The sequence below is a fragment of the Cellulomonas cellasea genome, assembly GCF_006538745.1.
Classification (GTDB): domain Bacteria; phylum Actinomycetota; class Actinomycetes; order Actinomycetales; family Cellulomonadaceae; genus Cellulomonas_A; species Cellulomonas_A cellasea.
The window spans coordinates 1-20,276 of record NZ_BJLR01000014.1; the positions used below are offsets into that span (position 1 = coordinate 1).

23 protein-coding genes are annotated in these 20,276 nt (G+C 75.1%); 6 read left to right on the forward strand and 17 right to left on the reverse strand.

Annotation, left to right across the window (positions count from 1 at the left end):
- Positions 1–852 (forward strand): vWA domain-containing protein (locus CCE01nite_RS06865; protein ID WP_034626224.1); only part of this gene is annotated, 852 nt, incomplete at its 5' end.
- 66 nt (positions 853–918) lie between these two features.
- On the opposite strand, the gene CCE01nite_RS06870 is transcribed toward CCE01nite_RS06865, so the two are convergent.
- The 6 genes from CCE01nite_RS06870 to CCE01nite_RS06900 all read right to left on the reverse strand — a co-directional run bounded on the left by CCE01nite_RS06870 (position 919) and on the right by CCE01nite_RS06900 (position 3,905).
- Complete coding sequence (locus CCE01nite_RS06870) at positions 919–1,641, reverse strand: TetR/AcrR family transcriptional regulator (protein ID WP_052103592.1); 723 nt, start codon at positions 1,639–1,641, stop codon at positions 919–921.
- On the reverse strand, positions 1,634–2,191 hold the full coding sequence (locus CCE01nite_RS06875; RefSeq protein WP_034626222.1) for a dihydrofolate reductase family protein: 558 nt from the start codon (positions 2,189–2,191) through the stop codon (positions 1,634–1,636). The genes CCE01nite_RS06870 and CCE01nite_RS06875 overlap by 8 nt, the downstream gene beginning before the upstream one ends.
- A 228-nt stretch (positions 2,192–2,419) precedes the next feature.
- A complete protein-coding gene (locus tag CCE01nite_RS06885; RefSeq protein WP_034626218.1) occupies positions 2,420–2,761 on the reverse strand; it encodes a rhodanese-like domain-containing protein in 342 nt (113 codons plus the stop codon).
- Entirely contained in the window at positions 2,758–3,021 is a 264-nt protein-coding gene (locus CCE01nite_RS06890; RefSeq protein WP_052103590.1) for a hypothetical protein, read from the reverse strand. The genes CCE01nite_RS06885 and CCE01nite_RS06890 overlap by 4 nt, the downstream gene beginning before the upstream one ends.
- Complete coding sequence (locus tag CCE01nite_RS06895; protein ID WP_034626215.1) at positions 3,018–3,470, reverse strand: hypothetical protein; 453 nt, start codon at positions 3,468–3,470, stop codon at positions 3,018–3,020. The genes CCE01nite_RS06890 and CCE01nite_RS06895 overlap by 4 nt, the downstream gene beginning before the upstream one ends.
- 9 nt (positions 3,471–3,479) lie before the next feature.
- Positions 3,480–3,905 carry a MarR family transcriptional regulator gene (locus CCE01nite_RS06900; protein WP_034626212.1) on the reverse strand — a complete coding sequence of 142 codons (426 nt, stop codon included), beginning with the start codon at positions 3,903–3,905 and terminating at the stop codon, positions 3,480–3,482.
- Positions 3,906–4,086: 181 nt separating this feature from the next.
- Here CCE01nite_RS06900 and CCE01nite_RS21260 point away from each other — a divergent pair, with 181 nt between their 5' ends.
- Positions 4,087–5,115: a hypothetical protein gene (locus CCE01nite_RS21260; RefSeq protein ID WP_170223948.1), complete on the forward strand. Its 1,029-nt coding sequence runs from the start codon at positions 4,087–4,089 to the stop codon at positions 5,113–5,115.
- 25 nt (positions 5,116–5,140) lie between these two features.
- Here CCE01nite_RS21260 and CCE01nite_RS06915 read toward each other — a convergent pair whose 3' ends face one another.
- A complete protein-coding gene (locus tag CCE01nite_RS06915) occupies positions 5,141–5,548 on the reverse strand; it encodes an acyl-CoA thioesterase (RefSeq protein ID WP_034626206.1) in 408 nt (135 codons plus the stop codon).
- Entirely contained in the window at positions 5,545–6,195 is a 651-nt protein-coding gene (locus CCE01nite_RS06920) for a QsdR family transcriptional regulator (protein WP_034626202.1), read from the reverse strand. The genes CCE01nite_RS06915 and CCE01nite_RS06920 overlap by 4 nt, the downstream gene beginning before the upstream one ends.
- 123 nt (positions 6,196–6,318) lie before the next feature.
- Here CCE01nite_RS06920 and CCE01nite_RS06925 point away from each other — a divergent pair, with 123 nt between their 5' ends.
- Complete coding sequence (locus CCE01nite_RS06925) at positions 6,319–7,644, forward strand: acyl-CoA dehydrogenase family protein (protein WP_246056360.1); 1,326 nt, start codon at positions 6,319–6,321, stop codon at positions 7,642–7,644.
- A gap of 144 nt (positions 7,645–7,788) precedes the next feature.
- Positions 7,789–9,012 (forward strand): acetyl-CoA C-acetyltransferase, encoded by a 1,224-nt coding sequence (locus tag CCE01nite_RS06930; protein WP_034626198.1) that lies wholly within the window; start codon positions 7,789–7,791, stop codon positions 9,010–9,012.
- 90 nt (positions 9,013–9,102) lie between these two features.
- Here CCE01nite_RS06930 and CCE01nite_RS06935 read toward each other — a convergent pair whose 3' ends face one another.
- Together CCE01nite_RS06935 and CCE01nite_RS06940 are read right to left on the reverse strand one after the other, a co-directional pair.
- Complete coding sequence (locus CCE01nite_RS06935) at positions 9,103–10,053, reverse strand: SDR family oxidoreductase (protein WP_034626196.1); 951 nt, start codon at positions 10,051–10,053, stop codon at positions 9,103–9,105.
- A 58-nt stretch (positions 10,054–10,111) separates the two neighbouring features.
- The gene (locus tag CCE01nite_RS06940) at positions 10,112–10,879 is read right to left on the reverse strand and encodes a DUF3159 domain-containing protein (RefSeq protein ID WP_052103588.1); all 768 of its coding nucleotides are present in this window, start codon (positions 10,877–10,879) and stop codon (positions 10,112–10,114) included.
- A 189-nt stretch (positions 10,880–11,068) separates the two neighbouring features.
- Between CCE01nite_RS06940 and CCE01nite_RS06945 the strand changes: the two genes are divergently transcribed.
- Positions 11,069–11,908, forward strand: a complete 840-nt coding sequence (locus CCE01nite_RS06945; RefSeq protein WP_034626193.1) for a helix-turn-helix transcriptional regulator — start codon at positions 11,069–11,071, stop codon at positions 11,906–11,908.
- A gap of 33 nt (positions 11,909–11,941) precedes the next feature.
- On the opposite strand, the gene CCE01nite_RS21265 is transcribed toward CCE01nite_RS06945, so the two are convergent.
- From CCE01nite_RS21265 to CCE01nite_RS06975, 7 genes are all read right to left on the reverse strand, one after another.
- Positions 11,942–12,304, reverse strand: coding sequence for a DUF6221 family protein (locus tag CCE01nite_RS21265; RefSeq protein ID WP_034626191.1), 363 nt, complete (start codon positions 12,302–12,304; stop codon positions 11,942–11,944).
- A gap of 57 nt (positions 12,305–12,361) precedes the next feature.
- Complete coding sequence (locus tag CCE01nite_RS06950; protein WP_034626189.1) at positions 12,362–12,823, reverse strand: MaoC family dehydratase; 462 nt, start codon at positions 12,821–12,823, stop codon at positions 12,362–12,364.
- Positions 12,820–13,575, reverse strand: a complete 756-nt coding sequence (gene fabG / locus CCE01nite_RS06955; protein ID WP_034626187.1) for a 3-oxoacyl-ACP reductase FabG — start codon at positions 13,573–13,575, stop codon at positions 12,820–12,822. Before fabG ends, CCE01nite_RS06950 begins: the two co-directional genes overlap by 4 nt.
- Positions 13,572–14,690, reverse strand: a complete 1,119-nt coding sequence (locus CCE01nite_RS06960) for an alcohol dehydrogenase catalytic domain-containing protein (RefSeq protein ID WP_034626184.1) — start codon at positions 14,688–14,690, stop codon at positions 13,572–13,574. The genes fabG and CCE01nite_RS06960 overlap by 4 nt, the downstream gene beginning before the upstream one ends.
- Before the next feature lie 167 nt (positions 14,691–14,857).
- On the reverse strand, positions 14,858–15,592 hold the full coding sequence (locus tag CCE01nite_RS06965; protein WP_034626182.1) for a hypothetical protein: 735 nt from the start codon (positions 15,590–15,592) through the stop codon (positions 14,858–14,860).
- A 171-nt stretch (positions 15,593–15,763) separates the two neighbouring features.
- Complete coding sequence (locus CCE01nite_RS06970; protein ID WP_034626180.1) at positions 15,764–17,248, reverse strand: pectinesterase family protein; 1,485 nt, start codon at positions 17,246–17,248, stop codon at positions 15,764–15,766.
- Positions 17,249–17,517: 269 nt separating this feature from the next.
- Positions 17,518–18,813, reverse strand: coding sequence for a family 16 glycosylhydrolase (locus CCE01nite_RS06975; RefSeq protein WP_034626178.1), 1,296 nt, complete (start codon positions 18,811–18,813; stop codon positions 17,518–17,520).
- Positions 18,814–19,051: 238 nt separating this feature from the next.
- Here CCE01nite_RS06975 and CCE01nite_RS06980 point away from each other — a divergent pair, with 238 nt between their 5' ends.
- Entirely contained in the window at positions 19,052–20,245 is a 1,194-nt protein-coding gene (locus CCE01nite_RS06980; protein WP_034626176.1) for an NAD(P)/FAD-dependent oxidoreductase, read from the forward strand.
- Positions 20,246–20,276: the final 31 nt, after the last annotated feature.

Consider the following 20,276-nt stretch of genomic DNA (forward strand, 5'->3'; position numbering starts at 1 on the left):
GGGGGGGGGGGGGGGGGGGCGCGGGGCCTGGAGACCGCGTACGAGCTGGCGACGAAGAACTTCGTCGAGGGCGGCAACAACCGGGTGGTCCTGGCGACCGACGGCGACTTCAACGTCGGCCCGTCCACGCCCGAGCAGCTCACCGAGCTGATCGAGGAGCACGCCCGGACGGGTGTCTACATCTCGGTGCTCGGGTTCGGGATGGGCAACCTCAAGGACAGCACGATGGAAGCCGTCGCCGACCACGGGAACGGCAACTACGCCTACATCGACACGCTCCAGGAGGCACGCAAGGTCCTGGTCGACGAGTTCGACTCGACGATGTTCGCGGTCGCGCAGGACCTCAAGGTCCAGGTCGAGCCGAACCCCGCGACCGTCGCGCAGTACCGGCTGCTGGGCTACGACAACCGCCGGCTCGAGGACGAGGAGTTCGACGACGACACCAAGGACGCGGGCGACGTCGGCGCCGGCCACGCGGTCACGGCGTTCTACGAGATCGTCCCGGCCGACGGCGAGCCCGTCGACGACCTGGACTACCAGGACGCCCGGACCGGGCGCTCCGACGACTTCCTGACGGTGCACGTGCGCTACAAGCAGCCGGGCGCCAGCACCAGCACCGAGGTCGTGTTCCCCGCCCGGGCCGATGCGTACACCACCCGGCCCACCAGCGACTTCAGGTTCGCGTCCGCCGTCGTCGAGTTCGCGCTCACGGCAACCGGCTCGGAGCACGCCGAGGACGCCGACCCGACGCGCGCCCGGGAGCGAGCGGAGGCGGCCGTCGGCGAGGACCCCTACGGCCTGCGGTCGGAGTTCGTCGGGCTGATCGACACCTACCTGGAGATCGCGGGCTGAACCGGCGGAACCGTCACGCCGCCCCGTCCTCGCGCGAGGACGGGGCGGCGTCGACGGGGCCCGCTCCTACGCGCCGGGCACCCGCGCCGCGACGCCGTCGAGGATCACGTCGAGACCGAAGCGCCACGCGTCGAACCCGGCGACGCCGGCGTCCTCCGCCGCGCGGATCCGCGGGAACGCCGCGCCGCTCTCGCGCAGCAGCACGCGCATCTCCGCCCCGACGTCGTCGGCGGTCGTCCAGTACTGCGTGCCCGTGACCTCACGCGCGAGCGTCGACCGGGTGTGGGAGAAGAGGAGCGTGATGACCGCGCGGAGCGCGTCCCCGGTCAGCCCGCTGCTCGCGAGCGCTGCTGCGGCGGCCTCGCTCCACGCGATCTCGCGCGGCCCCATCAGGCGGTTGCCGATCGTCGCGGCCGGGAGCCACGGGTGCGCGAGCCACGTCTCCCGGAGCTCGGCCGCCCACGCCACGGTCGCGGCCCGCCAGTCGTCGTCCGCGTCCACCTCGGGCGGCACGCCGACGGCCTGCTCGACCGCGACGGCGACGAGCTCGTCCTTGCTGCCGACGTACCGGTAGAGCGCCATCTTCGACACGCCCAGGCGGTCCGCGACCTTCTGCATCGACACGGCCGGAAGGCCGTCGGCGTCCGCGACGACGACGGTCTCCGCGGCGATCCGCCCCAGGTCGAGCGAGGGTCGCGGGCCCCGCGCCGGGGGGACGGGCTCGCCCCAGAGCAGCCGGGCGAGGCCCTCGTGCGGGGCCGTGCGTGCGTCGTCGGACCCGTCAGGCACGTGGCTCCGCGACGAGCCGCAGGATCGTGACGCCGGTGTCGAGCGTCGTCGCCCCGGCGTGCGCGAAGCGGACGAGCTGGTCGCCGGGGCTGAACATCAGGTCCTCCGGGCCGGCGGTCCGGGCCAGGACGGGGTGCACCCAGACGTGCACCTCGTCGAGCAGACCCGCCTCCGCGAGCGCGTACGCGATCGACCCGAACCCGTAGGTCAGGACGTGGCCGTCGCCGTCGACGCGGAGCTTCTCGACCGCCGCGACGGGGTCGTCGGTGACCGTGGTGGTGTTGTGCCAGGTCCCCTCCGTCAGCGTCCGCGAGATCAGCACCTTGGGGATCTCGTACATCCGGTCGTTGTAGGCGTCGTCCGACGGGGTGCTCCAGTACGGGGCGAAGCCCTCGTACGTCCGCCGGCCCTGCAGGAGGACGTCGCTGCGGCTCAGCAGATCGGTCTGGTAGGCCGCGGCCTGCTCGTTGAAGTACGGGAGCGACCACTTCTCGGGGTGGTCGACGACTCCGTCGAGCGAGGCGTACACGGTGGCGACGGTCGTGCGCATGAGCGGTCCTCTCCGTAGGGCGGACATCTGCGTCCGCCGGATACGGTTTACGGTAGACGCAGTTGTGCCGCCCGCGCCAGCCCTGGGTGCGCGCGATGCTGACCGCGGGCGCGAGCCCCGTGGGACGCAGCCGTCAGACCGCTCGGTCCTCCCGTGACGCGCGCGCGAGCCGCTCGAGGAGGTCGTCGGGGACCGGTCTGCGCGGTGTGAACGTGATGCCGGTCCTTTTCAGGGCCCGTCCCCGCGTTCGAGCGGGCCTCCGGCGGCGCGCCACTCGACCAGCCCGCGCGCGAGGTTCACCGCGTCGAGCCCGAGCGTCGTCAGGAGGCTCGCCGCCCCGCGCGACAGCAGCCCGCCGGTGCAGAACGTGATCAGCAGCCGGTCGTCGGGCAGCTCGGCCGCGCGCGCCTCGAGCTCCCGGAGCGGCACGTGGAGCGCGCCGGGGACGTGCGCCCGCGCCCACTCGCGGTCGCCGCGCACGTCGACGAGGAGTGCACCGGCGTCGAGCAGGCGCACGGCCTCCGCGGCGTCGACCGACCGCGGCCGGCGCGTCCGGTCGCGCAGGGTCACCGCCGCGCCTCGCGCCGCACGTTGACCAGGGTCAGCACCCCGCCGACCGCCGGGACCAGCGCGAGCACGCGCGTGCGCGGCAGCAGGTCGCGGCCGAGCAGCGCCGTCGTCGCCACCGCGAGGTAGAGCGAGCCGTGCACCGGTCCGAGCGCGGACGTCACGCCCTGCGCGTGCACCGTCGCGAGGTTGCCCAGCAGCACGAGCACGCTGGCGGTCTCGAGCGCGGACAGCACCTCGAGCGCGCGCAGCAGCGGCCTCACGCGTCGTACCCCGGCCGCACGACCATGAGCACCACGACGACGACCCAGACCAGGTTGAACCCGCCGGCGAGCCCGCGCAGCGACCGCAGCCGCGCGCCGTCGTCCGGGGTGCGCAGCGCGTCCTGCTGCATCGGGGTGATGCGCAGCACGAGCAGCCCGCCGGCGAGCGCGGTGAGCGCCATCGCCGCGACGATCCACACCTCGGTCAGCCGGCCCTGGACCGCCGCGAGCGCGAGCCCGACGAGCGGCACCGCGAGCGCGAGGGTTCCGTAGAGCCGCGTCACGCGGTGCAGGACGTGCGCGACGGCGGCGCTGCGCCCGTCGTCGGGCGCGTCCGGTGCCCCCGCAAGGACGGGGGCGTAGCGGGGGAAGAGGCTCGTCGTGACGGCGACGGGCCCGACGAAGAGGATGCCCGCGACGACGTGGGCCGCGAGGAGGAGGCGTTCCATACCTTCAGTCTAACTGAAGGCGGCACGCCTCACGGTGGCGTCGAAGTCGGCGCGCAGCGCGTCCACGAGGCCTGGGTGCTCCTCGGTCATGCGCGCGTCGAGCTCGGCGACCCGCGCACCGGCGTCGGCGAGCAGCCGCTCGCCCGCGGCGGTGACCCGCAGGCTCGACGCGCTGCCGGCGTGCGCCGTGGCGTCCTCGACGAGCCCGGCCGCCGCGAACGCGGCGACCGCGGTGTGCGCGCTCTGCACCGTGATGCGCGAGCGCCGGGCGAGCTCGCTGAACGAGATCCCGGGAGTCCCGCGGATGTGGCCGAGCAGCCCGTACTTGCGGGTCGTGAGGCCCAGCGGCTTGAGCGCCTCGGCGAGCGCCGCGTCCCACACCCTCCCGACGGTCAGCAGCGTCACGGTGGGACTGAACCTGAGCTCCTGGGCCATACGAGCAGGCTAGGTCGCCGTGCGGTCGCGGCCGCGCTGGACGTGCGTCGTGGGGGATCCGTGGGCGCCGAGCGGGGCGCGGTGCTGCATGCCGGCATCCCGGGTCACCCGTCCGGGTGCTGCCGACCGGGCGAACCGGCCGCAGACTGGCACGAGTGTCACCACGGCTCCGGGGGGAACCATGAACGTGCATCCACGTCAGCGGCGAGCCGTGGGGGCGACGGTCGGCGCGCTGCTGCTCGTCCTCGCCGGTGCGGTGCCGGGCGCGCAGGCTGCGCCGACGGGGCCGACCGTCGCCGCGTCGGCCGCGCTGCGTCCCGCCGCGGCGGCCGCACCGCACGCTGCCGCAGCGGTGCCCGGCACCGTCCCGTCGGAGGCGCGGCCGGCACCGGTGCCGAGAGCGACCGGACCCGGCGACACGCCCACACGACGGCCCGTGACCCGGTGCAGCGACATCAGCAGCGAGGACGGCTGGGTGTCGAGGGCCCGGGTCGTCGGCGACCTGCTCGTCGACTCGGGTATCTGCGCGCTGAGCCTCGTCACCGTGACCGGGGACGTGAACGTGCTGCCCGGCGCGGACCTGTTCCGGATGGACGACTCCTCCGTGAAGGGGGACGTGCGGGTCGCGGACGCCCACGTGTACCTCCTCGACTCGAAGATCTTCGGCGGTGTCGTGGTCGACTCGCCCGACGACCCCGTCGAGGCGTACTCGGTCCAGGTGCGACGCAGCCTCCGGGGTGCGGCGCGCACCCTGAACATGTCGAGCTCGACGATCGAGGGCGCCGTGAACCTGCGCCTCGGGGAGGGGACGTCCACGTTCTTCTACTCGCGCGTCGGCGGCTGGGTGAACACCCGCGGCGGCGACGTCTGGGCCGTCAAGCTCGACGCCGGACGCGGGGTGACCGTGACCGTCGCGCGGACGTTGAGCCTGTGCGGGGGGTCGATCGCGCTCGACGCGACCGTCCGGGGCGTCACCGGGTTCGTGGACCTCGGCGGGGACGCCGGGGTCTGGGGTGACGAGGAGCCCTGCGCTGAGCCCGCGCCGCTCGGGGGGTCGCTCGTGCTCGACGCCAACCCTGCGGAGCGGATCTCGGTGGCGCGCCTCGCCGTCGCCGGCAACCTGGTGTGCACGGGGAACGCACGCCCGGACGGGCTCGTCGTCCACCCGACCGTGACCGTCGCCGGCACCCGGGGCGGCCAGTGCGCCTGACGGCCCCGACCCGTCACCCGTCCCGTCAGACCACCAGGTCGCGCTCGATGGCCGCCCGGATCGGCTCGGGGATCGGCGCCGGGCGGCGGGAGTCGCGGTCGACGAACACGTGCACGAACCGCCCGGTCGCGATGGGCTCCGGCTCGTCGGCCCGCAGGATGCCGAGCTCCCACGTGACGCTCGTCGTCCCGACGCGGCCCGCGCGCAGGCCGACCGCGAGCGGCTCGGGGAACGACGCCGGTGCCCGGAAGTCGCACGACGACGACACGCACAGCGCGATCCGGTCCCCGGCGAGCGGGTCGAGGCCGGCGCCGATCATCCAGACGTTCACCGTCGTGTCCATCGCCTCGTAGTAGACGGTGTTGTTGACGTGCCCGTACTGGTCGTTGTCGTTCCAGCGCGTCGGGAACGGTGCGTGGTGGCCGTAGGTCATCGGGGCTCCTCGGGGCGCAGGACGAGGTCGAACGCGGCACGGGCGCGCTCGGCGCTCGGGGCGTCGCCCGTGATGAGGTCGGCGTACGTGAACGACTCCGAGACCCGCACGAGCAGGTAGGCGAGGTCGGCGGGGGCGATGTCCCGGCCGAAGGGCCGGTCGCCGAGCTCCTGGCGGACGAGGGACTCGACCACCGCGACGTAGCGGCGCTGGATCTCGCTGCCGTTCGTCGTCAGCAGCCGCAGGGCGCGTGCGGGCTCGCGGCGCAGGAACGCGCGGAAGTAGTCGGCCGTGATGAGGTCGTGGGCGAACGAGGTCAGGATCGCGACGACCCGGTCGGCGCCGGTGCGGCCGTGCGTCGCGGCGTCCGCCTGCTCGAGCGTCGGGACGGCCAGGGACCACAGCACCTCGGACAGCAGCGCGTCCCGGTTGCCGACCCAGCGGAACAGCGACGTGCGGTCGACGCCGAGCCGGGCTGCGAGCCGGCCCATGTCGATGCGCTCGCCGGCGATGAACGTCTCGCGCGCGAACCGGAACGCCCGGACGGCGTCCTCGTGCGCGCCGTCCTCGAGCCGCTCGGACAGCCAGGACGGCGCGACCGCCGTGCCGACGCGCGCGAGCGTGCTCCGGTGGGTGGGGACCGTCATGCGCCGCACTCTAACCCCGGCGCGGGAGGGGCTTGCAACATTCTCGCGAATGATGCAACCCTGGCCGCGGGACGCGTGCGCACCGGGGCGCAGCGCGCCGATCGACGACGATCGAGGGCCGAGATGACCGACACCGCCACGACGGACCACGCCGCCACGGACAGCACCGCCACGGACAGCACCGCCACGGATGGCGCCGAGGTCGGGACCGCGACGACGAACGGCGCCGCGACCGCGACCGCCGCACCCGGCGCCGACGCGTACGTCGTCCCCGGCACCGACCGCCTCGCCGCCGACTTCTACTCGTTCCAGGACGAGCTCACCCCGGTCGAGCGCGAGGCGTCGCTGCGCCTGCGCGACTTCATGGAGCGCGAGGTCCGGCCCATCGCGACGGACTACTGGGACCGCGCCGAGTTCCCGACGCAGATCATCCCGGGGCTCGCGGAGCTCGGTATGTTCGGCGCGAGCTGGCCCGAGACCCAGCGGTTCGAGAACAGCGCCGTGTGGCGCGGCTGGGCGGCGCTCGAGCTCGGACGGGTCGACCCGTCGACGGCGACCTTCGTCGGCGTGCAGAGCGGCCTCGCGATGAGCTCGATCGCGATCGGCGGGTCGCCCGAGCAGCGCGCGCAGTGGCTGCCGCCCATGGGCCGTGGGGAGCTCATCGGCGCGTTCGGCCTGACCGAGCCGCTGTCGGGCTCCGACTCCTCGAAGGGCCTGCGCACGACGGCCGAGCGCCACGGCGACACGTGGGTGCTGAACGGCGCGAAGCGGTGGATCGGCAACGCGACGTTCGCCGACGTCGTCGTCATCTGGGCGCGCGACGTCGCGGACGGCCAGGTCAAGGGCTTCCTCGTGCGCCGCGGGACCCCCGGGTTCACGACCACGAAGATCGAGCGCAAGCAGGCGCTGCGGATCGTGCAGAACGCCGACATCACGCTCGACGGCGTCCGCGTCGACGAGGCCGACCGGCTGCCGAGCATCCACTCGTTCCGCGAGGTCGCGCTCGTGCTGCGGCTCACGCGCGCCGAGGTCGCCTGGCAGGCCGTCGGCGTCTCGGTCGGCGCGTACGAGGCGGCGGTCCGGTACGCCGGCGAGCGCCAGCAGTTCGGCCGACCGCTCGCGTCGTTCCAGCTCGTGCAGGACCGCCTCGCGCAGTGCCTCGGCAACATCACCGCGAGCATCGCGCTGTGCCTGCAGGTGTCCCGGCTGCAGGACCAGGGCCGGCAGGGCGACGAGCACGCGGCGCTCGCCAAGGGGTTCGCGACGACCCGCATGCGGGAGACCGTCGCGTGGTGCCGCGAGCTGCTCGGCGGCAACGGCATCGTGCTCGACCACGGGGTCGCGAAGTTCTTCGCCGACGCCGAGGCCGTCTACTCGTTCGAGGGCACGCGCGACATGAACAACCTCATCGTCGGCCGGGCGATCACCGGGGTCGGCGCGTTCGTCTGACCGCGCCGCGGCGACCTCCCAGCGGGCCGCGTCGCCGTCCTCGGCTGGGCACCACCCCGCCGTCCCGCCCGCCACCGCCCGTCCGCACGTCGTCGTCCCACCCGTCGTCGTCCGACCCGTCGTCCCCCGAGAGGACCGCCCGCCATGCCCGAGGCCTACGTCGTCGCCACCGCCCGCTCACCCATCGGCCGCGCGTTCAAGGGCTCGCTGCGCAGCCTGCGCCCCGACGACCTCGCCGCGGCGATGGTCCGCGCCGCGCTCGACGGGGTCCCGGGGCTCGACCCGACGCGCGTCGACGACCTCCTGCTCGGCTGCGGCATGCCCGGCGGCGAGCAGGGGATGAACATGGCGCGGGTCGTCGCGGTGCTGCTCGGGCTCGACACCGTGCCGGGCACGACGGTGAACCGGTACTGCTCGTCGAGCCTGCAGACCACGCGCATGGCGTTCCACGCGATCAAGGCCGGCGAGGGGGACGTGTTCGTGTCCGCGGGCGTCGAGTCCGTCAGCCACGCCGCGCGCGGGTCGAGCGACTTCATCCCCGGCGAGGACCTGACCAACCCGGTGTTCGCGGAGGCCGTCGAGCGCACGGCCCGGTCCGCGAAGGGCGGCACCACGTGGCGCGACCCGCGCGGCGACGGCGAGCTGCCCGACGTCTACGTCGCGATGGGCCAGACGGCCGAGAACGTCGCCCAGCGCACCGGCACGACCCGCCGCGACCAGGACGAGTTCGCCGCGCAGAGCCAGAACCGCGCGGAGGCCGCGATCGCGAGCGGCTTCTGGGAGCGGGACATCACGCCGGTCACCCTCGCGGACGGCACGGTCGTGACGCGCGACGACGGCCCCCGCGCGGGCGTCACGGTCGAGTCGCTCTCCGCCCTGGACCCCGTGTTCCGGCCCGACGGCACCGTGACCGCCGGCAACTGCTGCCCGCTGAACGACGGCGCCGCCGCGGTCGTCGTGGTCAGCGACCGGGTCGTCGACGAGCTCGGCCTGACCCCGCTCGCGCGCATCGTGTCGACGGGCGTGAGCGCGCTGTCGCCCGAGGTGATGGGCCTCGGCCCGGTCGAGGCGAGCCGGCGGGCGCTCGCGCTCGCGGGGCTGTCGATCGGCGACATCGACCTCGTCGAGCTCAACGAGGCGTTCGCCGCGCAGGTCCTGCCGTCGGCGCGCCAGCTCGGCGTCGACCTCGACCGGCTCAACGTGCACGGCGGCGCGATCGCGGTCGGCCACCCGTTCGGCATGACCGGCGCCCGCATCACGAGCACGCTGCTGCACGGCCTCCAGGAGCGCGACGGGACGCTCGGGCTCGAGACGATGTGCGTCGGCGGCGGCCAGGGGATGGCGATGGTGCTCGAGCGCGTGAGCTGAGCCGCGGACGGTGGCCGTGACGCACGTCGGCGCGACGGGCGCCCGCCGGTGCCGGTACCGGCGGACGCCCTTGAGTCCGACGCCCCACGGTCACCGCGCCGCAGCCGGGGCGAGTGACACCCCGGCCAGCTCCTCGGAGACCCGCCAGACGCGGGCCGCCTCCTCGGTGTCGCGCAGCGGCCGGTACAGGGCGTGCTCGGCCGGGCCGCCGCCCAGGTTGCCCAGCCCGTCGGGGCCGTAGAGCCGCCCGCCGTGGGCCTGCGGCGACGTGGCGGCATAGAGCGCCGGGAGCTGAGCGCTGTCCACCGTCCCGAGCAGGATCCCCGCGCGCGAGAGCCTCCGGATCACGGCGATCTGCGGGGTGTCGCGGTCGCGCCCCAGCTCCGGGCGCGCGGTCAGCAGGCTCGTCGGCGCGACGCCCGGGTGCGACAGGTTGCTCGTCAGACCCCAGCCGCCGGCCCGGCTCCGCCGGTCGAGCTCGAGCCCGAAGAGCCCGAACGCGATCTTCGACTGGCTGTAGGCACGCCGCCCGTCGTAGGACGTCTCCCAGTTCACGTCGTCCCAGTGCATCGACCCCGACCGCGCGGCGACGCTGACCTGCGAGGTGACCCGCGCCCGTCCGGCGGAGAGCAGCGGCAGCAGGTGCGCGACGAGCGCGACGTGCCCCAGGTGGTTCGTGCCGAGCTGGAGCTCGAAGCCGTCCTGCGTCGTCTGCCGCTCCGGCGGGGTCATCACCCCGGCGTTGTTCACGAGCAGGTGGATCGGGTGCCCCTCGTCCCGCAGCCGTGCGCCGAGGGCGGCGACCGAGCCCAGCGACGCGAGGTCGAGCTCGCGGAGCGAGACGCGGGCGGCCGGGTGCTCCGCGCGGATCCGGGCGAGGGCCGCCTCGCCCTTCGCCGGGTTGCGGACCGGGAGGACGACGTCGGCGCCGGCTGCGGCGAGCCGGTGGGCGATGCCGAGGCCGATGCCGTCGCTCGCGCCGGTGACGACGGCTCGGCGGCCGGACAGGTCGGGCAGGGTCAGGTGAGGGGTACGAGGCATGGCGGAGCTCCTGGGATCGAGGGGTTCGAGAGAGGGCGAGCGGTCGAGGATCGAGCGGTCAGCGGGAGGCCGGCACGGGTGCCGGGGGGACGGGTGCGGCGAGCGTGGCGCCGGCCGCGCGGCGGGCGAGCACGACGGTCACCGCGAAGTGCGCGGCGAACAGCGAGGTGGCCACGACCTGGGTCACGGCCAGGGCCGCGGGCTGGTCGGCGAGGTACAGCACGACCCGGACGACGAGGTTCGCCGCGGCCATGGCGAGCCCGACGAGCGAGGTGACCACGTAGACGCGGCGCAGCCCGCGGTGCCCGCTCCAGTCGCGCGGCCCGCCGGACAGCCGGTTCGCCATGAGGCCCGTGAGCGGGCGGCCGACCACGAACGAGACGACGTAGGCGAGGACGAAGACGGCGGGCAGCACCATCGTCGGGAGGAAGAACGCCCGCGCCTCGCCGGCGAGGGCCGCGACCCCCGCGCACACCGCGGCGACGACCAGCCCGGCCACCGCGGACCCCGGCGACTCCCGGCGGGCGAGGCGCACGGCGCAGGCGAGCACCGCGGTGACCCCCAGGGCGACGAAGGCGGTGCCGAGCCCCGCGGCGGCGTCGGCGGCGACGAAGGCGATCGTCGGGGCGACCGCGGCGGCGAGCCCGACCGGACCACCGACGCGCTCCCACGTCCGCGCGGCGGCGGCCCGCACCGCGGACTGCTCTTCGACGTCCGGCAGCCCGAGCACGCGGCGCGCCCGCGCGCTGGCGCCGGACCCCTCGCTGCCGGGTCGGGAGTGCTCGGGCCACGCGGGGACGGTGGCGGTGGCGGGGTGCTGGGTCACGGGAGGCTCCTCGGTCGGTGGGGCGGTGCTGCCAGCCTCATCGCACGGCGCGAGCGCATCCAGGGCCTCCCGATCCGTGCCTGACGGGACGGCTTCCGCGACCGGCGGCTCACGGGGGGATCGGCAGGCCGTGGCTCCGCGGGCGCCCGGACGGTAGGAACAGCACATGAGCCGACGACGGGTGGACCCGTGATCGACAGGGCAGGGCTGGCGGAGTTCCTGCGCAGCCGCCGAGACGCGCTGCAGCCCGACGACGTCGGGCTCCCGCGCGGCCGGCGCCGGCGCACCGCCGGGCTGCGCCGCGAGGAGGTCGCCGCGCTGTGCCACATGTCGACCGACTACTACGCGCGCCTCGAGCGCGAGCGCGGGCCGAAGCCGTCCGAGCAGATGGTCGCGTCGATCGCGCAGGGGCTGCACCTGAGCCTCGACGAGCGGGACCACCTCTTCCGGCTCGCCGGGCACCGCCCGCCACCCCGCGGTGCCGAGAGCGAGCACGTCAGCCCGGGGCTGCTGCGCATCCTCGACCGCCTCACCGACACCGCCGCCGAGGTCGTCACGGAGCTCGGGGAGACGTTGCGCCAGACCCCGCTGGGCGTCGCGCTGACCGGGGACGCCACCGGGTACACCGGCCCCGCCCGCAGCCTGGGCTACCGCTGGTTCGCCGACCCCGCGAGCCGCGCGCTGTACCCGCCCGAGGACCACGCCTTCCTGTCCCGGCTCTACGCCTCGCACCTGCGGGCGGTCGTCACGCTCCGCGGGCCGGGCTCCCGGGCGGCGCGCCTCGCCGACCTCGCGCTGGCGCGCAGCGAGGAGCTGCGGCTCCTGTGGGAGACCCATGAGGTCGGCCTCCGCCCGGGCGAGGTCAAGCGCCTCGTGCACCCCGACGTCGGCGCGCTCGAGCTGCACTGCCAGACGCTGCTGGACCCCCAGCAGTCGCACCTCCTGCTCGTCTACACCGCGGTGCCCGGCAGCGAGAGCCACGAGAAGCTGCAGCTGCTCTCGGTGATCGGCGCGCAGTCGCTGGGCTGAGGCGTCCTCGGACACCCGGCGTCCCGCCGCACGTCAGGGCCGCCAGTCCTCCCGGTAGTCCGGGTGGTCGGCGTGCACCTCGGCGTACCAGCGCAGCACGCGGTCGTAGGTCGAGGCGGCGACCAGCTGCATCGACGCCATCGTCGACTCGGCCGCCGCAAGGGTGTCGACGCCGACGAACGGGATGCCCGCCGCGACGGCCGCGGCGCTCTCGCCGGTGACCGCGACGTACGCGTCCACGACGTGCCGCTGGGCGGTGCAGGCCGCGAGCACCCGCTCGGGCGAGCCCGCCGAGCGGCGCCCGTCGGTGCCGACGGGCGCGTCGCCCGCGAGCCGTCCCCGTGCGTCGTCCTCGTCCTCGGCGAGCCGCGCGAGCAGGAAGTCCGTGAGCTCCATGCCGGCCATCCTCGCTCGCTCCCCGGACGGCGTGCGCGCACGGCCGCCCCGCGTGCGTCAGGCCGGCACGAACAGCGCGATCGTCCGCGCCACGAGCGCCGGCCGCGGCGCGCCCTCGATCTCGACGGTCACGGTCGACGACACGCGCACGCCCTGCGGGGTCGGCTCGGCGCTCTCGACCACCGTCGTCGCCCGGACGCGCGAGCCCGCGAGCACGGGCTGCAGGAACCGCACACGGTCGAGCCCGTAGTTGACGACCATCGCGGTCCCGCCGACGTCGAGCAGCCCGGCGGTGAGCGCCGGGACCAGCGCGAGCGTGAGGAAGCCGTGGGCGACGGGCCCGCCGAACGGCGACTCGGCGGCGGCGCGCTCGGGGTCGACGTGGATCCACTGGTGGTCGTCGGTCGCGTCGGCGAACAGGTCGATGCGCTCCTGGTCGACGACGCGCCAGTCCCCGGTCGCGGACTGCCCGACGGCGCCGGCGAGGTATGCGGGCGAGGTGACGGTGATGGCGGTCATGCGCGCGGCCCCCCGGCGACGTAGAGCACCTGGCCGGACACGTAGGACGCGCCCTCGGAGCAGAAGAACGACACCGCGGCGGCCACGTCCTCGGGCTGCCCGACCCGGCGCACCGGGACCTCCTTCGCCGCGGCGGCCAGCAGGTCCGCGTAGGGCATGCCGGTGCGCTCGGCGACGGCGCGCATCATGTCGGTCTCGATGACGCCCGGCGCGACGGCGTTGACCGTGACGCCGAACGGCCCGAGCTCGATCGCGAGCGTCTTGGTGAACCCCTGCATCCCGGCCTTCGCGGCGGCGTAGTTCGCCTGGCCGCGGTTGCCGAGCGCCGACGTGCTCGACAGGTTCACGACGCGCCCCCAGCGCGCCTCGACCTGGTGCTGCTGCACCGCCCGGCTCACCAGGAACGCGCCGCGCAGGTGCACCGAGAGGACGGCGTCCCAGTCGTCGGCCGACATCTTGAAGAGCAGGTTGTCGCGCAGGATCCCGGCGTTGTTGACCAGGACGGTCGGCGGCCCGAGCTCGTCGGCGACGCGCGCGACGGCGGCGGTGACCGCGTCCTCGTCGGCCACGTCGGCGCCCACGGCGAGCGCCGTGCCACCGGCCTCCCGGATCGCTTCGGCGGTCGCCTCGGCGTCGGCCTCGCGCAGGTCGAGCACGGCGACCCGGTACCCGTCGGCGGCGAGCCGGCGGGCGGTCGCGGCGCCGATGCCGCGGGCGGCGCCGGTCACGAGGGCGGTGCGGGCAGTCGTCACGGGGTGGTCCCTTCGTCGAACGTGAGGAGCTGGCGGAGCTCGCCACCGGCCGCGAGGCGGTCCATGGCGGAGTCGAGGTCGTCGAGCGTGACGCGGGAGGAGACGAGCCGCTCGAGCGGCAGGCGCCCGGCGCGCCACAGGTCGACGTACGCGGGGATGTCGCGCGCGGGGACCGCGGAGCCGAGGTAGGAGCCGACGACCGTGCGGGCCTCGGCGGTGAGGGTGAGCGGCGAGACGGCGGCGCGCGCGTCGGGGGACGGCAGCCCGACGGTCACGGTCGTCCCGCCCGGGGCCGTCAGGGCGAGCGCGGTCTCGAACGCGCGCACGGACCCGGCGGCCTCGACGACGACGGGTGCGCGCACGCCGCGGTCGACGGCCTCGGCGGGGGTGTGCGCGGCGGCCGCCCCCAGGTCGCGGGCCGTCGCGAGCTTCTCGGGGACCGGGTCGACGCCGACGACCTCGTGCCCGAGCGCCACGGCCACGAGCAGCGCAGCCATGCCCACGCCGCCGAGCCCGACGACGACCACCGTCTCCCCGGGCCGGGGCCGCCCGGCGTTGACGACCGCGCCGCCGCCCGTGAGCACCGCGCAGCCGAGCAGCGCCGCGACGTCGGGCGGGACGTCGCGGTCGACGCGCACGACCGACGTGCGGCTCACGACGGCGTGCGACGCGAACGCCGAGACGCCGAGGTGGTGGTGCACGGGGGAGCCGTCGCGGTGCAGGCGCGTGCCCCCGCCGACGAGGGTCCCGGCGGCGTTGGCCGCGCTGCCCGGGCAGCACGGGAGGCGGCCGTCGGTCGCGCACGCGGGGCACGCGCCGCACCGGGGCAGGAACGTGAGGACGACGCGGTCGCCCAGCGCGAGGTCGTCGACGCCGGTCCCGAGCGCCGCGACGACCCCGGCGGCCTCGTGCCCGAGCAGCATCGGCACCGGCCGGACCCGGCTGCCGTCGACGACCGAGAGGTCCGAGTGGCACACGCCCGCGGCCTCGATCCGCACGAGGACCTCGCCGGGGCCGGGCTCGTCGAGGTCGAGGCGCGAGACCGTGAACGGGCGCGACGCGGCGAACGGCGGGGTGCTGCCCGAGCGCTCGAGCACGGCTCCGACGATCTGCACGCGTGAACCTCCTGCCAGCGTCGTCGTCGACGCCCAGAGAGACATACCGACTGCCCGGTATGTGCGACCCTACCGCACGCGCCGTCGGCCGGGGGAGGCCCCGGACGTCGTCCTGCCGGTGCGGCGCCGGAGCCGTGGCCGCCGGGTCGACGGCCGGGCCCGCCGGGTCAGCAGCCCGCGACCTCGTACCCGCACAGCCGCTCCCACGCCTGCTGCGTCTGCGCGACCGTCTCCGTGCGGGCGTTCCCGACCGTGCGCTCCCCGCCCTCGCCCGAGACCAGCGTCACGGCGCTGCCCCGCCGCGTGACCGCGAGGTAGGTGCCGAGCCCGGTGTCGTCGCCGGCGCCGTAGTACCAGGTCGCGAGCCCGTGGCCCTGCGCCCCGACGGCCACCGGCTCGACGGCGTACGCCCCCACGCCGCTCGTGTCCGTGCACGCGCCGAGCGCCTCGACGAGCGCCGTGGCTGCCGCGACCGCGTCGTCGGCCACCGCGAACGCCGCGACCTGCTGGACCCCGACGACCGTCTCCTCCGTCCCGTCGCCGTGCGCGTGCGTGCCCATCGCCGTCGCGCCCGCGGGTGCCCCGACGTCGCCGCACGAGTCCGGGATGCGCCACGGCTCGACGGCCGTGGACTCCGTGAACGCCTCGGTCGACGCCCCGAACACCTGGGCGGGGAGCAGGACGTCGGCGGGGACGTCGGTCGGCGTCACGGGCGCCGCGGTCGTCTCGGGCGTGGCCGACGCGACGGGCTCCGCGGACCGGCTCGGGCTCTCCGCGGGGGCGCCGCCGGCCGTGTCGGCGGGGGAGCAGGCGACCGCGGTCAGCGCCAGGGTCAGCGCGAGTAGCACGCCCCGCACGCGGGTCGGGACTGCCGGGGACGTCGTGCGTGCCGCCTGGGTCATGCGGGTCCTCTCGTGGTGCCCCGGCCCCGCGACGCCGCCGTGGCGAGGTCGCGCAGCCGCTGTCGGCGGCCATCCTGCCAGCGCCGGGCGACCGGGTGCGGGCCCCGGGAGACGTCCGCAGGGCCGGCCTCCGTCGTGGGGGCCGGCCCTGCGCGCGTCACGGGTCGGGCGTCAGCCGATCGGGTTCCAGCCGTCGCTGCCCGCGAGGTACCGCTGCGGCGTGTGGTTCGCGGCCTCGGCGTCGGACATCTGCGGGCGCTTGCCGTTCACCGTGGCCCCGGGTCCGGTGTTCCGGTACTCGCGCAGCCGCGCCGAGCCCCACGGGTTGCCGAACATGTCGATCCACGGCTGGGCGGTCGCGATCGTCGCGGACAGTGAGGTCTCCCGGAAGAGCACCTGCGCGTCCGGGCCCCACGGCCGGCCCAGCTGGGTCGTGTTGTTCGTCGCACCAGTGACCGTCGAGCGGTGGATCAGGATCCCGTACGGGTTGGCGGCGGGCGTGCGGGCCGCCGTGATCGGGCCGCCCGTGGACCGGCGCTGGTGGATCGTCGCGCGGTCGAGCACCGCGGTGCCGTCGCCGAAGATGAAGTCGACCGTGCCCTCGACGTGGCAGTCCGCGAAGTAGGACCGGCCCGAGTGCACGAGCAACGTGTCCTGGTTGCCGAGGAACCGGACGCCGCGGAACACGGCCCGGTCGGCGTCGACCGTCGCCGCGACGGCCTGGCTGCCCACGCCGAAGTCGTTCGACAGCGTGAGGTTCTCGACGCCCACGTCCTTGGCCTTCACGAAGAACGTCGCCGACCCGTACGTGCCGTACCCGGCGCCGTTGCTGCGGTTGTTCACGATGACGGTCTGGCTCGCCGTCGAGCCCGTGCCGCGCAACGTCACGTTCGGCTTGTTCACCGTGACGATCTCGCGGTACGTGCCCGGCTTGATCGTGATGACCCGGCGCGTGGTGCTGCTCGACGGCACGGCGTCGATCGCGGCCTGCACCGTGCGGTAGGTGCCCGTGCCGTCGGCGGCGACGGTCGGCCTCGTGGTCGGCGGGGCGGTCGTCGGGGCCGTCGTCGGCGGGGCGGGCGTCGGGGTGGCGGCACCGACCCGCACGAGCTCCCACTGCTGGTGGAAGGAGTTGGTGTTGGTGCCCTGCACGACGAGCGCGCCGTCGGCGGTCGAGCGGTCCTGGACCTGCACGGCCTTGCCGGAGAACCGGTTGACGAGCCGGACGCGCCCGCCCTCGGAGTCGGCGAGCGTGAACTGCTGGTTCTGCGCGTTCAGGTCGGCCCACTGGCGGATCTGCGCGCCGTCGGCGGCGTTCCACTCCCACACGTCGAGGACCTTGCCGGAGTGCCGGGCCTCGAGCCGGTAGGCGCCGTCGCCGGTGGCCACGAACTGGAACTGCTGGTTCGTGCCCTCCCCGCGCGTCCACTGGACGAGCTGCGCGCCGTCGGCGGTCGAGCGGGCGCTCACGTCGAGGGCCTTGCCGCTCTGCCGGTTGACGAGCTGGTACCAGGCGGCGGTGTCGACGCTCGCGGCGCTCGCCGCCGGTGCGACGGCCACCGTGCCGATCGCGGAGAGCCCCGCGGCCAGCGCGGCGAGGAGGGCGACGGATCGGCGGCGGGTGCGTGGCGCGCGGAGGTGGTCGGTGACGGGCACGGCGGGGACCTTCCGATCGGGGCTCTCGCACGCGCCCCGCCGCGGGGGTCGGCGGGTCCGGCGGCATCGGTGCCGGTCGGACGGGCGGTGCGAGGATCGGGCCGACGGTAGGACAACGTTGTAGGACGGCACAACGCCCGGAGCCCTTCATGAAAGGACTCACACGAAAGCCCTGGCCGGACGGCCCTCACGGGGGGAGGAGGGCCGTCCGGCCAGGAGTCGTCCCGGGCGTCAGGTGACCGACGCGCCGGTGGGTGCGGTGCGGACCGTCAGAACGTCCACTGCTGGTTCGCCGCGCCGTGGCAGTCCCAGATGTTCAGCTTCTGGCCCTCGAAGACGGGGTTCCCACCCTTGGCGTCGAGGCACTTGCCCGACTGCGGGTTGCGCAGCGTGCGCGCCGCCGAGTCGTACGTCCACTTCTGCGCGCCGGTGTTGTTGCAGTCCCAGAGCTGGACCGCGGTGCCGTTGGTCGTCGCGCCGCCCGCCACGTCGAGGCACTTGCCCAGCGCACGGATCGAGCCGTCGGAGCCGCGGGTCCACTGCTGCGCGGCGTTGCCGTTGCAGCTCACCACCTGCGCCGGGTTGCCGTTGTGGGTCTGCGCCCACGGCACGTCGAGGCACAGCGAGCTCGCGACCCGGATGGTCCCGGTCCCGGTCGGCAGCGCGCCGCCACCGCCCCCGCCGCCGCCGTTCGCGCCGTTGTCGTAGACGCGGATGTAGTCGACCTTCATCTGCTGCGGGAACTGGGTCGTCGCGTCCGGGTAGCCGGGCCACTGGCCGCCGACCGCGAGGTTGAGGATGAGGAAGTACGCCTTGTCGAACACCCACTGGTTGGCGCCGACGCTCGCGCGCGTGACCTGGTGGTAGCGCTGGCCGTCGACGTACCAGGTGATGGTGCCGGGGGCCCAGTCGACCGCGAAGGTGTGGAAGTCGTCGGCGAACGCCCAGCCCTGCGGGTGCTGGTACGTGCCGGTGATGCCCGCGCCGCCCGAGTAACCGGGGCCGTGCACCGTCCCGTGCGCGCGGTGCGGCTCCTTGCCGACGATCTCCATGATGTCGATCTCGCCGGAGCTCGGCCAGGACACGGCCGGGAAGTCCGCGCCGAGCATCCAGAACGCGGGCCAGATGCCCTGGCCGCGCGCGACCTGGATGCGCGCCTCGACCCGGCCGTACTTGACCTCGAACTTGTCGTTGCTCTGGATCCGGGCGGACGTGTACGAGCCGTCGCCCTCGCGGCGCGCGGTGATGACGAGGTTGCCGGCGCCGTCCATCGCGGAGTTGGCGCGCGACGTCGTGTAGTTCTGCAGCTCGGCGTTGCCCCAGCCGCCTGCGCCGGTGTCGTAGTTCCACACCGAGCCGTCGGGCCCGGTGCCGGCGGCGCCGTTGAACTCCTGCGACCAGATGACGTCGCCCACGGCGGCGGGGGCGGCGCCGAGGGCCGGGGCGGGGCCGGCGGCGGCGGGCAGCGTGCCGGCGAGGGTCGCCGCTCCGGTGGCGACGGTGGCGAGCGCGGCGGTGAGCCACCGGCGTCTGGTGGTGCGGGGTGCGGGGGGCGCGAGCTGCATCGTGCGTCTCCTTCGGGTTCGGGGGAACCGGTCGGATCGTCCACCCGCGCGCCGTCCGCGGTGCGTCGTCGCACGGGAGGTCCGGGGCGTCGTCGTCCCGGCGGAGCGAGGCTATGGGTTACTGACCGGAAAGTACATACCCGACATCGCGGGGCGAAGGCCCCAGCGCGCGCCCCACGCCCCCGTCTCCTAGCGTGGCTCGGGTCCCCGTCCTCGACGCCCCGGAGCGTGCCCGGTCATGAGCCCCCACCGCCACCACGACGTGCTGATCGTCGGCGGCGGCAACGCCGGCATCTCGCTCGCCGCGAAGCTGCGCCGCGACCGGTGCCGCGACGTCGCGGTCGTCGACCCGAAGCAGACCCACGAGTACCGGCCGCTGCTGTCCTGGGTCGCGGGCGGGTTCGCGACCCTCGACGACCTGCGCCGCCCGCAGGCCGACGTCATCCCCGACGGCGTCCGCTGGTACCCGGACCGGGTCGTCGCGGTCGAGCCCGAGCGCTCGCTCGTGCGGCTCGCCGGCGGCGAGGAGATCACGTGCACCGACCTCGTGATCTGCCCGGGCTCGCAGGTCGACTGGGACGCCATTCCGGGTTCCGAGGCCGCCGTCGCGACCCCGTACGCGTCGACGAGCTACCTGCCCGAGCACGCCCCGGACACCTGGACGATGCTCTCGTCGCTGACCTCCGGGCGCGCGGTCTTCGTCATCTCGGACCGGCACGTCCCGTGCGCGCCCGTCGGGCTCAAGCCCCTCTTCCTCGCCGCCGACCACTGGCGCGCCACCGGCGTGCTCGGGGACGTCGAGATCGAGCTGCTCGTCGAGGGGGACCGGCTCGTCGACCTCGACCGCGCCGACCGCGAGCTCCGCGCCGCCGCCGAGGACTTCGGGGTCCGGGTGCGCACCGCGACCACCGTCGAGTCCGTCGACGCGTCCTCCCGGACCCTGCGCGTGCGCTCCGCGGGCGGGTCGGAGGACCTGCACTACGACGCCCTCTACCTCGCGCCGCCGCACCGCGCGCCCGACTGGGTCGCCGAGAGCGGGCTCGACGCCCCCGGCAGCGAGGGGTTCGTCGCGGTCGACCCGCACACGCTCCAGCACGTCGCTTACCCGACTGTGTGGGGCCTCGGCGACGTCGCGACCGTCGACGCGCTGCCGTCGGGCGGGGCGCTGCGCAAGCAGGTGCCCGTCGTCGCCCGCAACATCGCCGCCCGCCGCACCGGGAAACCGATGCGCCGCTACGACGGGTACTCGATCGGGCCCGTCACCACGTCCCGCACGCACCTGCTGCTCGCCGAGTTCGACCGCGACCGCCGCCCCGAGCCGACCGTCGCGTTCCCGGACCTCGTGCGCCCGCGCCGCAGCACGTTCCTGTTCGACCGCTACGTCGAGCCGCAGGTGTACTGGCACCGGCTGCTCACGGGGCACGTGTCCTGAGCCGGCGCGTGCGCTGACCCCGGCGGCCGGC

Excerpts from the sequence above, each read along its gene's own strand:
- CCE01nite_RS06875 (WP_034626222.1), bottom strand. The coding sequence starts at position 2,191 with ATGCGCACGACCGTCGCCACCGTGTACGCCTCGCTCGACGGAGTCGTC.
- CCE01nite_RS06895 (WP_034626215.1), bottom strand. The coding sequence starts at position 3,470 with ATGGAACGCCTCCTCCTCGCGGCCCACGTCGTCGCGGGCATCCTCTTC.
- CCE01nite_RS06900 (WP_034626212.1), bottom strand. The coding sequence starts at position 3,905 with ATGGCCCAGGAGCTCAGGTTCAGTCCCACCGTGACGCTGCTGACCGTC.
- CCE01nite_RS21260 (WP_170223948.1), top strand. The coding sequence starts at position 4,087 with ATGAACGTGCATCCACGTCAGCGGCGAGCCGTGGGGGCGACGGTCGGC.
- CCE01nite_RS06915 (WP_034626206.1), bottom strand. The coding sequence starts at position 5,548 with ATGACCTACGGCCACCACGCACCGTTCCCGACGCGCTGGAACGACAAC.
- CCE01nite_RS06920 (WP_034626202.1), bottom strand. The coding sequence starts at position 6,195 with ATGACGGTCCCCACCCACCGGAGCACGCTCGCGCGCGTCGGCACGGCG.
- CCE01nite_RS06925 (WP_246056360.1), top strand. The coding sequence starts at position 6,319 with ATGACCGACACCGCCACGACGGACCACGCCGCCACGGACAGCACCGCC.
- CCE01nite_RS06930 (WP_034626198.1), top strand. The coding sequence starts at position 7,789 with ATGCCCGAGGCCTACGTCGTCGCCACCGCCCGCTCACCCATCGGCCGC.
- CCE01nite_RS06935 (WP_034626196.1), bottom strand. The coding sequence starts at position 10,053 with ATGCCTCGTACCCCTCACCTGACCCTGCCCGACCTGTCCGGCCGCCGA.
- CCE01nite_RS21265 (WP_034626191.1), bottom strand. The coding sequence starts at position 12,304 with ATGGAGCTCACGGACTTCCTGCTCGCGCGGCTCGCCGAGGACGAGGAC.
- CCE01nite_RS06950 (WP_034626189.1), bottom strand. The coding sequence starts at position 12,823 with ATGACCGCCATCACCGTCACCTCGCCCGCATACCTCGCCGGCGCCGTC.
- CCE01nite_RS06965 (WP_034626182.1), bottom strand. The coding sequence starts at position 15,592 with ATGACCCAGGCGGCACGCACGACGTCCCCGGCAGTCCCGACCCGCGTG.
- CCE01nite_RS06975 (WP_034626178.1), bottom strand. The coding sequence starts at position 18,813 with ATGCAGCTCGCGCCCCCCGCACCCCGCACCACCAGACGCCGGTGGCTC.
- CCE01nite_RS06980 (WP_034626176.1), top strand. The coding sequence starts at position 19,052 with ATGAGCCCCCACCGCCACCACGACGTGCTGATCGTCGGCGGCGGCAAC.